At 74.0% G+C, this 14,309-nt stretch carries 8 protein-coding genes; 7 read left to right on the forward strand and 1 reads right to left on the reverse strand.

Features of this window, described 5'->3' with window-relative positions:
- Positions 1–18 precede the first annotated feature (18 nt).
- Together O1G21_RS18345 and O1G21_RS18350 are read left to right on the forward strand one after the other, a co-directional pair.
- On the forward strand, positions 19–909 hold the full coding sequence (locus O1G21_RS18345) for a hypothetical protein (protein ID WP_270145193.1): 891 nt from the start codon (positions 19–21) through the stop codon (positions 907–909).
- Complete coding sequence (locus O1G21_RS18350; RefSeq protein WP_270145195.1) at positions 843–1,550, forward strand: VOC family protein; 708 nt, start codon at positions 843–845, stop codon at positions 1,548–1,550. Before O1G21_RS18345 ends, O1G21_RS18350 begins: the two co-directional genes overlap by 67 nt.
- Before the next feature lie 12 nt (positions 1,551–1,562).
- Here the strand turns inward: O1G21_RS18350 and O1G21_RS18355 are convergent, their stop codons facing one another.
- Positions 1,563–4,136, reverse strand: coding sequence for an ATP-binding protein (locus tag O1G21_RS18355; RefSeq protein ID WP_270145197.1), 2,574 nt, complete (start codon positions 4,134–4,136; stop codon positions 1,563–1,565).
- Positions 4,137–4,363: 227 nt separating this feature from the next.
- Between O1G21_RS18355 and O1G21_RS18360 the strand changes: the two genes are divergently transcribed.
- The 5 genes from O1G21_RS18360 to O1G21_RS18380 all read left to right on the forward strand — a co-directional run bounded on the left by O1G21_RS18360 (position 4,364) and on the right by O1G21_RS18380 (position 14,287).
- Entirely contained in the window at positions 4,364–6,640 is a 2,277-nt protein-coding gene (locus tag O1G21_RS18360) for a TOMM precursor leader peptide-binding protein (protein ID WP_270145199.1), read from the forward strand.
- Between the two features lie 21 nt (positions 6,641–6,661).
- Entirely contained in the window at positions 6,662–8,194 is a 1,533-nt protein-coding gene (locus O1G21_RS18365; RefSeq protein WP_270145201.1) for a SagB family peptide dehydrogenase, read from the forward strand.
- Entirely contained in the window at positions 8,191–9,003 is an 813-nt protein-coding gene (locus O1G21_RS18370) for an HlyD family efflux transporter periplasmic adaptor subunit (protein ID WP_270145204.1), read from the forward strand. The genes O1G21_RS18365 and O1G21_RS18370 overlap by 4 nt, the downstream gene beginning before the upstream one ends.
- A gap of 12 nt (positions 9,004–9,015) precedes the next feature.
- Positions 9,016–11,283, forward strand: coding sequence for an NHLP family bacteriocin export ABC transporter peptidase/permease/ATPase subunit (locus tag O1G21_RS18375; protein WP_270145206.1), 2,268 nt, complete (start codon positions 9,016–9,018; stop codon positions 11,281–11,283).
- Positions 11,284–11,383: 100 nt separating this feature from the next.
- A complete protein-coding gene (locus tag O1G21_RS18380) occupies positions 11,384–14,287 on the forward strand; it encodes an NHLP bacteriocin export ABC transporter permease/ATPase subunit (RefSeq protein ID WP_270145207.1) in 2,904 nt (967 codons plus the stop codon).
- The last annotated feature ends 22 nt before the right edge of the window (positions 14,288–14,309 follow it).

Raw genomic sequence — 14,309 nt, forward strand, 5'->3', positions numbered from 1 at the left:
AAACCGCCAGGAGCACCAGTGCCGGTTATCGAGCCGATTGTGCTGAACTTCTTCGGCCTCGAGATCGCCCTCGTCCAGGCCGACCGCGACGAGATCTCGTTCCATTTCGGACCGCACCTCACCGGGATTTCCCGGGATCCCGACCAACTGTGGGTGGAATTCTCCCGGACCCCGGGGAAGGACGCTCCCGGCGATTTCCTGGTGCGCCGCAGTGACGGAACGCCATTGCTGCGGCGCACCTTCCGGGGCTGGGGGAACGTCCCGTCCGCGGTGCCGCCGTTCGCGGCGCTGCAGGACCGGTTCTGCCTGGCCCAGGCCGTGGTGCTGGCCAAGGGCGGCGCCACCGTGGCGCTGGTCGGCGGACCGTACTCGGAGCAGGCCAACGTGGGCGCCGCGCTGGCGCAGCGCTCCTGGGAGTTCGTCTCCGGACGGCTGCTGGTGCTGGACCGTCGCACCGGGCACGTACTGCCCTACCTCGCGCCGCTGGAGGCGCGCGGACCGGCCGCGGCCTGGCTGCGCGGCGCCGGGCTGCCGGACGGGATGTGGCGCACCGTCACCTCGCCGGTCGGCGGCGAGGTGCTGCTGGTGCGGCCGGAGAGCCTCGGCCCGGTGGTGCCGGTGCGGGCCCGGCTGGCTCCCCCTTCGCTGGTCCGGCTCTGCCGCAGCATCGACGAGGAAGTCCGGCTGGCACCATGGGAGTTCACGACCCACACCTGGCCGGCCGGGTCCAGCGGGGCGCTCGCCGGGGCGCCGACCCACTGCCTGCACCTGCCCGGCGTGAGCGGGGCGGAGGAGGCGGCCGGTCTGATCGATCAAGCCATGACCAAGGAGAAGGACGAGCCGTGCCTCGACGTACCAGCTATGCCATCGGCGCTCCGTGCTGGGCTGACTGCATCACTCCCGATCTGAGCGGCAGCCGGGAGTTCTACTCGGCGCTGCTGGGCTGGGAGTTCGTCACCGAGTCGCCGGACTACCAGCTGGTGGTGCTGGGCGGGGAGATCATCGGTGGCTTCGGCGCCGCCCCGGTGGGGTTGCCGCCGCAGGCCGCGTGGAACGTCTACCTGGCGACCAAGGACGCGGAGCACTGCTGCGTGCAGGTCGGCCGGCTCGGCGGGCGGGTGGTGATGCCGCCGGTGCCCGCCGGGGAGAACGGGCGGCTGCTGCTCGCCGTCGACTCCTCCGGGGTCACGGTCGGCTTCTGGGAGGGCGCGCGGGCCGAGGGCGTGGTGCTCGCCGACGAACCGGGCGCGATCTGCGGCCACGAGCTGCGGGTGCCGTCGGCCATCCAGGCCGAGGCCTTCTACGGGCCGCTGTTCGGTTACCGGCTGGGCGCGGACGGGCAGTTCGCGGTCGACGGCTTCGGCTACGCCCGGGTGGTGGAGAGCGACCAGGGCCGTCCGTGCTGGCTGCCGCTCTTCGGCGCGGCCGACCCGGCGGACGCCGTCCGCCGGGCGGTCGGGCTGGGCGCCCGGCTGGTGCGGCCGGGCGCGGAGGAGCCGCCGGTGCTGCGCGACCCGTGGGGGGCCGAGTTCGGCCTGGTCCCCGCTTGATCCACGACGTCGCTACAACGCCTTGACCGCGGCGCCCAGTTCGGGCCGGCCCTTGATCGCCAGCTTGCGGTAGATCCGGCCCAGGTGGGTGTCCACCGTGCGCTTGCTGAGGCAGAGCCGCTCGGCGACCTCCAGGTTGCTCAGGCCCTGCAGCACCAGCTCGGTGACCCGCCGCTCGCTCGGGGTCAGCCGGACCGGGCCGGCGTCGCGGGTGCCGATGGCCGGGCCGCCGCGCTCCTCGGCCGGGCGTGGCCGGGCGTCGCCGCCGGGCAGCGGGTCGGCCGCGATGGTCCGGGCGGCGGCGTGCTCGCCGAGCGCCTGGTAGGCCTGCGCCGCGTGGCTGCGCCACGGCACGCAGGCCGGGTTGGCCACGCCGCGGGCGGCCAGCTGGTGCCCGCACTCCAGGAAGAGCCGCAGCGCCTGCTGGTGGTCGCCGCGGTGCGCGGCGACCAGGCCGCGGGCCTCCAGCACCACCGCGCGCAGCAACGGGTGGGCCTCGGCGGGCAGTTCGACCGCGGCCGGCTCGGCGTCGGCGGTCGCGGCGTCCACCGGCAGACCCCGGCGCAGCCGGGCCCGTACGGCCAGCGCCCGCGCGGCGCCCGCGAGGTCCTCGGCCCGGATCCGCCGGGCCAGTTCGGCGGCCTGTTCGGCGTCGGCGAGGGCGGCGTCGAGCCGGCCCTGCCGGTGGGCGATGTCGGAGCGGGCCAGCAGGGCGAGGGCGAGTTCGCCGCGGTGGTTCCAGCGCTGGGCGGAGCGGACCACCCGGCCGGCCCAGGCGGCGGCTTCGTCGAGCCGCCCGGTCCAGGCGTAGGCCATCGCCGCACCCAGCACGTCCGTCCCGGCCTCGGCGGGCGAGACCCGCCGCACGCAGCGCGCCGCCAGCCGCACCGCCGTACGGGGCTGGCCCCCGGCGGCGGCCAGCGCGGCCAGGGCGCCGAGCATGCCGGTGGCGGCGGGCTCGGCGGGGTGGGCGCGCAGGGCGGCGAGGGCGGGTCGCAGGGCGGTGCGCCGACCGGTCAGCACGGCCTGGGCGGCGAGCGGCAGCAGCAGTTCGGCGGGGGGCGCGGGGGTGCCGGCGAGTGCCGCGGCGGCCTCGGCGGAGGGGACGGCGGCGGCGCCGGCGGCGCTGAGCGCGAGCACCGGGCCGGCGAACGGCCGCAGCAGCCGGGCGCGTTCGACCGGGTCGGGGGCGCCGGCAGCGAGGCCGGCGGCGCAGCGGGCGGCGGCGGCCACGTCGCGGTGGAGTTCGACGGTGCCGAGCTGCCCGGTGAGCGAGCGGACCAGTTCCGGGTCGGCGGCGTCGGCGAGGGCGCGCTGGAGGTAGCGGGCGGCGTCGTCCCAGTGGCCGTCGGCGGCGGCTTCCCGGGCGGCGGTGCGCAGCACCGGGACGGCCCAGTCCAGCCCGGTGGTGCCGGAGGACATCAGGTGTTCGGCGGTGCGGGCGGCCGGGGCGCCGAGCCGGGCGAGCAGGGCGGCGGCCCGCTCGTGCAGGGCGACCAGGACGCGCGGGTCGGTGCGGGCCAGGACGGCGGTGCGGACCAGCTCGTGCCGGAAGGTCTCCGGCGGACCGGGTTCGATCAGGTCGGTGCGGCGCAGCGCCTCGCGGGCCTCGTCGGCGAGGAGTTCGCCCTGGCCGGTGAGCAGAGCGGCGGTGGCGAGGTCGGCGTCGGCGCCCAGCACGGCGAGGCCGGTGAGCAGTTCGGCGGCGCGGGGGTGGCTCTGCCGCAGCCAGCTGAGGGTGGTGTCGGCGAGGGTCCCGGCGCCGATCCGCAGCACCTTGTCGAGGTCGGGCGAGCCGGGCGAGATCCGGGCGGCGGCGAGCCGGGCGGTGAGTTCCTCGACCACCAGTGGGTTGCCCCGGGAGAGGTTGTGGCAGACGGCGGCGAGTTCCGGGTCGACCGGGGCGTCGAACTCCTCGGCCACCAGGTCGGCCACGCAGCTGTCGCAGAGCGGGCCGGGGGTGAGGGTGCGGGCGTGCCGGAGCGCGGCGAGTTCGGCGGCCAGCGGGTCGGCCGCCTCGTCGGCGGTGCTGGCGAGCAGGGCGACGGGCAGGCCGTCGAGCCGGCGGGCGAGGTAGGAGAACCACTGCCGGGACTCCTCGTCGGCCAGGTGGAGGTCGTCCACGGCCATCACCACGGGTGTTCGTGAGGTGAGCGAACGGGCCGCGTGGAAAAGGTTGTTCAGGACCCGTTCGCGCCCGTTTCCGACACTTTCGGGACCCGCCGGATGTGCCGTCGGGGCGCCCCCGGGAAGGGCCTCCGGAAGGGCCTCGGCGAGGAATTCCCCGGGCGATTCGCCCAGGAATTGCGGGGTCGCCTCCGGGTTGTTTGTCATGCGCATGAAAGGATCGAAGAGCTGACGGACCACGCCGTACGGAAAGTCCCGCTCGTTGTCGTGACATCGCGCCCGCAGCACCACCGCCTCGCCCGGCATCCGGGCCAGCGCGGCGCGCAGCAGCGCACTCTTCCCGATCCCTCTCGGGCCCCTGACCAGCACGACCGCGGAACGGCCCGCGCCGGCACCCGCCACCGCACGCGCCAGCTCCGCCAGCTCCGTCTCCCGGTGCAGCAAAACCCCAGTCGGCACCGCAACCCCCCGTCATACCCCGTCGCGCGGACACACCAGTATCGCCTGCGGCGCCCCCCTGTCAACGCTCCGGCCGAATACGTACGGGACTACGTACCGGTCCGACGGAATACGCAATTCCGCGCGATGCGTAACTCGACCGCCCCGCCGAATATGCAGTATGTACAGGCCATTTGACGCCGTGTTCGAATACTCGCAACGAACTTGTGAACACAGGGGGATGACTTATGGAGCGTCCGCGGCTCAAGGCCCATTTCCTCACCGAGACGGTGGGCGAAAAGGTCTTCCTGCTCGGAGAGGGGCAGGACTACCTCGTCCCGGGAGCCGCCGCGGTGCGCCTCCTGCCCTACCTGGACGGACGGCGCACCGTCGCCGAGATCCTCCAGGAGCTCGGCGGCGAGATCGGCCTCGGTCAGGCGCTGACCGCGCTGCGCCGCTACGAGGCGGCCGGGCACCTCGCCGAGGGCCGGCCCGACCTGCCCGACCACGTGCTCGCCTACTGGGACGCCCAGGGCGTCGACCCGGCCGTCGCGCTGGCGGCCGCCCGGGCCACCGAGCTGCTGGTGCTCGCCCTCGGCGCCGCCGAGGCCACCCCGCTGGTCGAGGCGCTGACCGCCACCGGCCTGCGCGCCCGCGCCGTCACCGAGGACCAGGCCGTCGCGGCCGGCCCGGACACCCTGGTCGTCGCCCTCACCGACGACTACCTGGACCGCGCCCTGGAGCGGCTGAACACCGCCCGGCTCGCCGACGGCCGCCCCTGGCTGCTCGCCAAGCCCACCGGCACCTCCCCCTGGCTCGGCCCGCTGCTGCGCCCCGGCGAGACCGGCTGCTGGAGCTGCCTGGCCCAGCGGATCAGCGGCAACCGCCAGGTCGAGCGGTACCTGGCCGGCAAGCGCGGCGAGACCGTGCCGCTGCACCCCACCCGCGCCGCGATCCCGGCCGGCCCGGCGATGACCGCCCAGCTGCTCGCCACCGAGGCCGCCCGCATCCTGGCCGACGAGTGCTGCTCCGCGCTGTCCGGCACCATGGTCAGCCTCGACCTCAACACCCTGCAGACCACCGAGCACACCCTGGTCCGCCAGCCCCAGTGCCCCAGCTGCGGCGACCCGGCGCTGCTCACCGAGCGCAGCCCCAAGGTCGTCCTGCAGCCCAGCCCGGCCCGGCACACCACCGACGGCGGCTACCGCGTCCAGGCCCCGCAGTTCACCTACGACCGGCTCAAGCACCACATCAGCCCGCACCTGGGCGCGATCACCCGCCTCGGCGCGCACGAGGACACCGGCAACGGCATCACCTACAGCTTCACCGCCGGCCACAACTTCGCCATGGTCAACGACAACATGGACCTGCTGCGCCGCAACATGCGCGGCCAGAGCGGCGGCAAGGGCCGCTCCGAGATCCAGGCCAAGGTCAGCGCGATCTGCGAGGCGATCGAGCGCTACTCGGCGGTCTGGCGCGGCGAGGAGCCGGTGGTGCGCGCCGCCTACCGCGACCTCGACCCGGCCGTCGCCGTCCACATGGACGCCCTGCTGCAGTTCTCCGACGCCCAGTTCGCGAACCGCGCCGAGTGGAACGCCGACCCCAAGCACCGGCTCCACCTGGTGCCCGACCCGTTCCCGGTCGACGCCGAACTGGACTGGACCCGCGCCTGGTCGCTCACCCACGACGAGGAGCGCCTCGTCCCCTCCGGCTACGCCTGGTACGGCCACCCCGACCTCCAGCAGCACTTCTACTGCGTCGGCGACTCCAACGGCTGCGCCAGCGGCAACACCCTGGAGGAGGCGATCCTGCAGGGCTTCTGCGAGGTCGTCGAGCGCGACGCGGTCGCCCTGTGGTGGTACAACCGCACCGCCCAGCCCGAGTTCGACCTCGACTCGCTGAACGACCCGTACGTGGACACCATGCGCGCCTTCTACGCCTCGGTGGACCGCGAGCTGTGGGTCCTGGACATCACCTCCGACCTCGGCGTGCCGGTGTTCGCCGCGATCTCCCGGCGCAAGCACGAGGTCGAGGACATCATGGTCGGCTTCGGCGCCCACCCGGACCCGAAGATCGCCGCGATCCGCGCGCTCACCGAGGTCAACCAGTTCCTCCCCTTCGTCGACCGGCGGGACGAGAACGGCAACACCCTGTACCGCACCGACGACCTGGAGACCCTGGAGTGGTGCAGGACCGCGACGATCGCGGGCGAGCCCTGGCTGCTGCCCGACCGCGCCCAGCCCGCCAGCACCCTCGCCGACTTCGCCCCGCTCACCGGTGACGACCTCGCCGGACACGTCCGGGACTGCGTCGAGCGCGCCCGCCGGGCCGGCGTCGAGGTGATCGTGCTCGACCAGAGCCGCCCCGACCTCGACCTCGCCGTGGTCAAGGTGATCGCCCCCGGCATGCGCCACTTCTGGCGCCGCCTCGCCCCCGGCCGGCTCTACGACGTGCCGGTGCGCCAGGGCCGACTGGCCGCCGCGCACACCGAGGAGCAGCTCAACCCGAAGAACGTCTTCTTCTAGGAACGGCCGGGTGCAGACGAGATGACCACCGCCACGACCCCCGCGACGGCCACCGCCCTCGACGGGATCGACCTGCCCGCCACCGCCCGTACGGTGCGCCGGCTGCGGCTGCGCCCCGACGGCGCGCTCACCCCGCTCGGCCCCAAGGCCGTCCGGCTGACCGCGCCGGTCGGCGCGCTGAACCTGCCCGACCTGGCGCCCGGCGCCATGGAGGCGGTGGCCGCGCTGGCCGCCGGGGAGCAGACCGAGGAGGAACTGGCCGCCCTGGTCGCGGCCCGGGACGGCGACGCCGGGCTGCTGCGCTGGCAGCTGACCCGCCGCCGGCTCGGCACGGCCGGGATGCTGGAGCACTCCGTCCACTTGGTGCTCGACGGTGCGGACGAGCCGCTGGCCCGGCTGCGTCCGGTCGGCCGGGGCGCCGCCGAGCCGGGGCCCACCCCGGACCCGACCGGGCAGGTGAAGCTGTCCCGCTTCGCCTCCGCCTCGGTCGAGGGCGGCGCCCTGCTGGTGCGCGCCCCGGGCAGCCCGCTGGCCGTCCAGCTGACCACCCGGGCCGCCGGCCTGCTGGCCGCCCTGGCCGGCTGGACCAGCCCCGCCGCGCTCGCCCAACTCCCCGACGGGCTCCCGCTGGACGCCGTCCGGCAGACCCTGCGGCTGTTCGCCGCGGCCGGGCTGCTGGCCTACGGCTCCCCCGGCGCCGAGCCGGAGGCCGAGGAGCAGCGCTTCGCCCAGTGGACGGCCGCCGACCTCGCCTTCCACTCCCGCACCCGCCGGCCCACCAGCGTGGCCGGGTACGGCGGCACCTACCGGTTCGGCGACCGCTTCGCCCCCGAGCCGGCCTCCCCGGCGCCGTTCGCGGGCCGCAAGGTCGCCCTGCCCGTCCCGGACCTGGACGAACTCGCCCGAGCCGACCGGCCGTTCACCGAGGTGCTGGAGCAGCGCCGCTCGGTGCGCGACCACGACGAGCAGACCCCGATCACCCTGGAGCAGCTCGGCGAGCTGCTCTACCGCAGCGCCCGCCGCCGGCAGACCTTCACCGGCGGGGACGGCCAGGAGCTGGCCGACCGGCCGTACCCGAGCGGCGGCGCGGTGCACGAGCTGGAGCTGTACCCGCTGGTGACCTCCTGCGCGGGTCTGGAGCCCGGGCTGTGGCACTACGCGACCGACCGGCACGAGCTGGAACTGGTCAGCGAGCCGAGCGCCGCGACCGCCCAACTGGTCAAGAGCGCCCGCGAGTCCAGCCTGATGCAGACCGATCCCCAGGTGGTGCTGCTGGTCACCGCGCGCTTCGGCCGGGTGATGTGGAAGTACGAGACGGTCGCCTACCCGCTGATCCTCAAGCACGTCGGCGCGCTCTACCAGACCCTCTACCTGGTCGGCACCGCCATGGACCTCGCGGTCTGCGGCCTCGGCGGCGGCGACGCGGCCGACTTCGCCGCGGCCAGCGGCCTCGACTACTTCACCGAGGGCAGCGTCGGTGAGCTGGTCATCGGCAGCCGGCCCCCGACGCTGCGCCAGGACGTCGGCGTCCCACGGAGAGAAGCAAGACGATGAAGTTCCGTTTCAAGGCGCTGCAGCGGATGCGCGAGCCGGACGAGCTCGACTCGCCGACCCTGCTCGCCGCGCCCCGGGGCTGGATCGCCCTGTTCGTCGTGATGATCACCATGGCCACCGCACTGCTGTGGACCTTCACCGGGAAGATCCCGATCACCGTGGACGCCCCCGGCCTGCTGACCCACCCGCACGGCACCGCGATGATCCAGAGCCCGTTCGGCGGGATGGTCCGCACGGTGCTCGCCAAGCCCGCCGACCAGGTCCGGCAGGGCCAGTCGGTGGTCCGGGTCGAGGACACCGAGGGCCACAGCCGGGAGATCACCAGCCCGTTCGGCGGGCGGGTGGTCGGCCTGTCGGTCACCGACGGGCAGGTGGTCGCCCCCGGCTCGCCGGTCGCCTCGGTCGAACGGGTGGACGACCCGAAGGAGCGGTTGGTCGCGATGGTCTTCGTGCCCGCGACCCGCACCGTCGGGCTCGGGCCCGGCGACCAGGTGGACCTCAACGTGTCCACCAGCCCGGCCGGCGCCTTCGGCCTGCTGCGCGGCACGGTCAGCTCGGTCAGCCCGTACGCGCTCACCAAGGAGGCCGTCTCCGGCCTGGTCGGCGGCGACCTCGCCGCCCAGCGCTACCTCGGCAAGGACGCGCCCCGGCTGGTCGTCGTCGACCTGACGCCCGACCCCGACACCCCGAGCGGCTTCGCCTGGACCTCGCAGAGCGGCCCGCCGAACCCGCTGGGCACCCAGGTCGCCGTCACCGCCACGATCAACGTGGGCCGGCAGACCCCGTTCAACCTGATCCTCGGCCGCTGAGAGGGGGCTCCGATGACAGCCACGATCCCGGAGACCACCCCGGCCTCCGCTCCCGCACCCGAAAAGAAGCCGCGCCGCGGCCGCCCCACCCGGGCGGCCGCGCCGCGGCGCTGGCGGCACGCCGTCCCGACCGTCCTGCAGATGGAGTCGGTCGAGTGCGGCGCCGCCAGCCTCGCCATGATCCTCGCCCACCACGGCCGTTGGGTCCCGCTGGAGGACCTGCGCGGCGTCTGCGGGGTCTCCCGCGACGGCGCCCGCGCCTCCACCCTGCTGGAGGCCGCCCGCACGTACGGGCTCAAGGCCCGCGGCTACCAGACCGAGGCCGAGAACCTCCGCGACCTCGACGGCCCGGTGATCATCTTCTGGGCCTTCCAGCACTTCATGGTGGTCGAGGGCGTCCGCACCCGGTACGGCCGCACCGTCGTCGCCGTCAACGACCCGGCCAGCGGCCCCCGGCTAATGGAGTGGGACGAGTTCGACTCCGGCTTCACCGGCATCGTGCTCTCCTTCGAGAAGGGCCCCGACTTCGAGCCCGGCGGCGACAAGGGCGGCATCGGCCGCGCCCTGCTGGAGCGCCGGCTGCCCACCGGGCGCGCCATGCCGCTGGTGCTGCTCGCCAGCCTGCTGCTGGTGCTGCCCGGCATCGCGATCCCCGCGTACACCCGGGTGTTCATCGACCGGGTCCTGGCCGGCAGCGGGAGCGGCTACCTCCTCCCGCTGCTGGCCGCCATGACCGCCACCGCCGTGGTCGTCTTCGTGCTGACCTCCGTCCAGCGGCACTACCTGCTGCGGATCGAGATCCGGATGGGGCTGGTCAGCTCCGCCCGGTTCTTCCGGCACCTGCTGCGGTTGCCGGTCGACTTCTTCCTGCAGCGCCGCCCGGCCGAGGTCGCCAAGCGGGTCTCCGGCAACGACGTGGTCGCCGAGATCCTCTCCCGCGACCTCGCGCTCACCGTGATCAACCTCGGCCTGGTGCTGTTCTACGCGGCCGTGCTGATCCGCTACGACCTGCTGCTCGGCGTGGTCGGCGTCGGCATGGCGCTGCTCAACGTCGTCGTGCTGCAGGCCGTCGCCCGGGCCCGCACCGACGCGGTCGCCGCGCTGCGCACCGACCGCGGCAACCTCACCGCGACCACCTTCACCACGCTCTCGCTGATCGAGACCGTCAAGGCCACCGGCGCCGAGCAGGACGCCTTCGGCCGCTGGGCCGGCTTCCTGGCCAAGGTCGTCACCGCCAAGCAGAAGCTGGGCATCCCCAGCGCCGTGCTCACCGTGGTGCCGCCGATGCTGGCCGCGCTGAACAGCGGGCTGATCCTGCTGGTCGGCGGCCAGCGGGTGGTGGACGGCGCGATGAGCGTCGGCATCCTGGTCTCCTTCCAGACCCTGCTGGCCGCGCTCAGCCGCCCCGTCACCCAGCTCACCAACCTGGGCGGCCGGCTGCAGGACGTCACGGCCGACATCAAGCGGCTGTACGACGTCGAGCGCTACCCGGTGGCCGCCGCCTTCGCCAGGCCCGAGCCGCCGGCCGGGCCCAAGCTGGACGGCACCCTGGAGTTCGAGGACGTCCGCTTCGGCTACAGCCCGCTCTCCGAGCCGATCATCAAGGACCTCAGCCTGACCGTCGTCCCCGGCCGCCGGGTCGCCGTGGTCGGCGGCTCCGGCAGCGGCAAGTCCACCCTGGGCCGGCTGCTCACCGGGCTCTACACCCCGTGGTCCGGCCGGATCCTGCTGGACGGGCGGCCGCGCGAGGAGATCTCCCGCACCGTGCTGGCCTCCTCGCTGGCCTACGTCGACCAGGACATCTCGCTGTTCGAGGGCACCGTCCGGGACAACCTGACGCTCTGGAACGACGACGTCCCGGACGAGGCGGTCACCGCCGCGCTGCGCGACGCCGCCGTCTTCGACACCGTGATGACCCGGCCCGGCGGCATCCACAGCCCGGTGCTGGAGGGCGGCCGCAACTTCAGCGGCGGACAGCGCCAACGCCTGGAACTGGCGAGGGCGTTGGCCAGCGAGCCGACCCTGCTGGTGCTGGACGAGGCGACCAGCGCGCTCGACCCGGAGACCGAGCGGGTGATCATGGACAACCTGCGCCGCCGCGGCTGCGCCTGCCTGATCATCGCGCACCGGCTCTCCACCGTCCGCGACGCCGACGAGATCATCGTGCTGCAGGAGGGCTCGATCGTCGAACGCGGCACCCATGACGAGCTGTTGGCGCTCGGCGGGCACTACACCGCGCTCATCGAGTCCGCGCGCCGCGAGGAGGAGGACGAACTGTGAGGGAGCGAAGCGAGCGAACCATCAGAAGGTGCGAGTTGAGCGAAGCGGCTGCCGAGCGGTGGGGGTCCCCCCGGCCGGAGGCTGGGGGAGAGGTGGACGCATGAGCACTGCCGTGGAGGTCTTCTCGCCGATACTCACCGAGGCGGCCGAGCCCTCGGGCGAACGCTACCTCGTGCTGGACGACCCCGGACGGCTGCTGCTGGTCCGCTCCGGCGCCGTCGACCTGTTCGCCGTCCAGCTCGACTCCGGTGCGCCCCAAGGGCGTTGGCACTTCCTCTGCCGGATCGAGGCGGGCACCCTGGTGCCCGGCACGGCGGCCGCCGGGGCGCGGCGCGGCATCGTCGCCCGGCCGGTGCTCGGCGCCGAACTGTCCTTCCTCGCCACTTCCCGGGTCGAGGGGCTGCTCGGTGCCGCGTCCGGCGGCACCTCCGGAGCCGCCGACCAGTTCCTCACCGGGCTGGCCCGCGGCCTCACCGCGCTCGCCGGTGCGCTGCGCGACACCCTGCCGCCACGCGAGTTCACCCCGCTCGACCCCGTCGAGCCGACCGTCCTGAAGCGCGGCCAGGCACTGCGCTCGGTGGACGGCCTGCAGTGGGTGCGGGTCGAGCAGGGCAGCGTCGAGGTGCCCGAAGGCTCCGACGGTGAACTCACCGAAGGCGCCGAGGTGTTGCTGACCGAACGGGACTGGCTGGTCGCCACCGGCCCGGCCACCGTACGGGCCCGCTCCCCGCGCGAACTGCTCGACCAGGGCGGCCTCTGGGAGCGCCTGGCCGCCCACTGCGGGCGGCTGCTGGACGCCGTCGACCGCCGGATCGAGGCCCGCCGCACCGCCGAGACCGAGCTGATCGCCACCCGCCGGGAACGCGACGCCGGCACCCTCGCCGACTCCGCCCGCGGCTTCGAGACCATCCTGCGCGACACCGCCTCCCGGCTGCGGATCGGGGACGCCACCGGCGACGAGCCGACCCTGGCCGCCGCCCGGCTGGTCGCCGCCCACGAGGGCTTCACCGTCACCGCCCCGGTGGCCGGCATCGGCCACGACCGCCGGCTCGACCGGCTGCAGGCGATCGCGTTGGCCTCCCACGTCCGCACCCGCTCCGTCCGACTGGACGGCAAGTGGTGGCAGAACGACCTCGGCGCGATGGTCGGCTACCGCAAGGCCGGCGCCCCGGTCGCCCTGCTCCCGCTCGGCAACGGCTACGTGCTGGCCGAGGGCGGCAAGGTCACCCCGCTGACCCCGAAGCTCGCCGCCGAACTGCAGAACAAGGCCACCGTGCTCTACCGGCCGCTGCCCGCCGCCGTGCGCACCGTCGCCGGGTTGCTCCGCTTCGGCCTGCGCAACAACCGGCAGGACCTGTGGATGTTCACCGGGATGGCCGCCCTGGTCGCGCTGATCGGCCTGCTCGTCCCGGTGATGACCGGCGAGGTGCTCGGCACCTTCGTCGCCCACGCCCAGCGCAACCTGATCACCGAGGGCGCGCTGGTGGTGATCGGCTCCGCGATGGCGGTGGCCGCGCTGTCCATCGTGCAGAACATCGCGGTGCTGCGGATCGAGAGCCGCTCCACCGCCGCCATGCAGGTCGGCGTCTGGACCAGGCTGCTGTCGCTGCCCGCGCCGTTCTTCGCCGACTACTCCACCGGCGAGCTCGGCACCACGGTGCTCGGCGTCAGCGCCGCCCAGGAGACCCTCTCCGGGATGATGACCACGGCGACCCTCGGGCTGCTGACCGGGCTCGCCAACCTGGTGCTGGTCTACTTCTACGACCTGCGACTGGCCGCACTCGCCACCCTGCTGGTGCTGGTCGGCGTCGGCGTCGGCCTGGCCGCCGGGCGGCTCGAGGTCCGCTGGCAGCGCCGGCTGTACGCCCACGAGCAGGCGATGTCCGCCCGGGTCTTCCAACTGCTCACCGCCGTACCCAAGTTGCGCGTCACCGCGGCCGAGGACCGGGTGTTCGGGGTGTGGGCCGCCGAACTCGGCAAGGGCCGCGGCCTGGCCGCCTCCTCGCGCCGGGTGCAGAACGCCGTCACCACCTTCAACGCCGGTTTCCCGCTGGTGTGTTCGGTGGTCATCTTCGGCGTCATCGCCGGCCCGCTGGACGGCGACGTGCCGATCCCGGTCTTCCTCTCCTTCTTCACCGCCTTCAACCTGCTGATCGCCTCCAGCCTCCAGTTCACCTCGGCGGCCGTCACCGCGATGGGCGTCGTCCCGATGCTGGAACGGCTGCGGCCGATCCTCGAGGAGAAGCCCGAGGTCGACGACACCAAGGCCGACCCCGGCGACCTCTCCGGCCGCCTCGGCCTCAGCCACGTCACCTTCCGCTACGGCGAGGACGGCCCCGCCGCCCTCCAGGACGTCACGCTCAGCATCGAACCCGGCGAGTTCGTGGCGATCGTCGGCCCCTCCGGCAGCGGCAAGTCCACCGTGCTGCGGCTGCTGCTCGGCTTCGAACGGCCGGAGAGCGGCACCGTGCTGTACGACGGCCAGGACCTCGGCGAACTCGAGGTCTCCGCCGTACGCCGCCAGTGCGGCGTCGTCCTCCAGCACGGCGCCCTGCTCGCCGGCGACATCAAGGCCAACATCGTCGGCTCCACCAACCACACCCTCGACGACGCCTGGGCCGCAGCCGAGATGGCCGGCATCGACAAGGACATCGCGGCCATGCCGATGGGCATGAACACCGTCCTCTCCGAAGGCACCAGCACCCTCAGCGGCGGCCAGCGGCAACGCCTGATGATCGCCCGCGCGCTCGTCTCGCGCCCCCGCATCGTCTTCTTCGACGAGGCCACCAGTGCGCTGGACAACCCCACCCAGCGCCTGGTCACCGAATCCACCCGCCGGCTCAACGCGACCCGGGTGGTGATCGCCCACCGGCTGTCCACCGTCGCCGAAGCCGACCGGATCATCGTGATGGACCAGGGCCGGGTGGTCCAACAGGGCCGCTACGAGGAACTGTTGGCCGACCGGGACGGGCTGTTCGCGCGGCTGGCACACCGGCAGATGTAGTAGGTAAGCGGAGAAGAGAGAA

This window comes from Kitasatospora cathayae, assembly GCF_027627435.1.
Lineage (GTDB): Bacteria > Actinomycetota > Actinomycetes > Streptomycetales > Streptomycetaceae > Kitasatospora > Kitasatospora cathayae.